The following is a 348-nucleotide window of genomic DNA, read 5'->3' as shown; positions in this document are numbered from 1 at the left end:
AAAAGTGAATAGTGGACAGGGGATAGTGAATGGCGGGCGCATGCAGTTGCAGTTGCCGTTGTTCGAGCAGGAACGAACGGAGCCGCTGCGCGAGGCCATCGAGTTCTACCAGCACAAGCACGGCTGGAGCAACCGCCTCATCGCCGGCGACAGCTTGCTGGTGATGAACTCGTTGCTGGAAAAAGAGGGCCTGGCCGGCAAGGTGCAGATGATCTACATGGATCCGCCCTACGGCATCAAATACGGTTCCAACTTCCAGCCTTTTGTGAACCGGCGCGATGTGAAGGATGGCAAGGACGAAGACCTGACCGCCGAGCCGGAGCAAATCAAGGCCTTCCGCGACACCTG

The 348-nt window shown here is 58.3% G+C and carries 1 protein-coding gene; it reads left to right on the top strand.

The features are described from left to right. Nucleotides 1-40 precede the first annotated feature (40 nt). Nucleotides 41-348, top strand: a 308-nt coding sequence (locus ONB24_03890) for a site-specific DNA-methyltransferase (protein MDZ7315244.1), incomplete at its 3' end; no start/stop codon positions are given.

Source organism: candidate division KSB1 bacterium, assembly GCA_034505495.1.
Taxonomy (GTDB): Bacteria; Zhuqueibacterota; Zhuqueibacteria; order Residuimicrobiales; family Krinioviventaceae; genus Fontimicrobium_A.
This window is presented reverse-complemented; position numbering and strand designations above follow the sequence as displayed.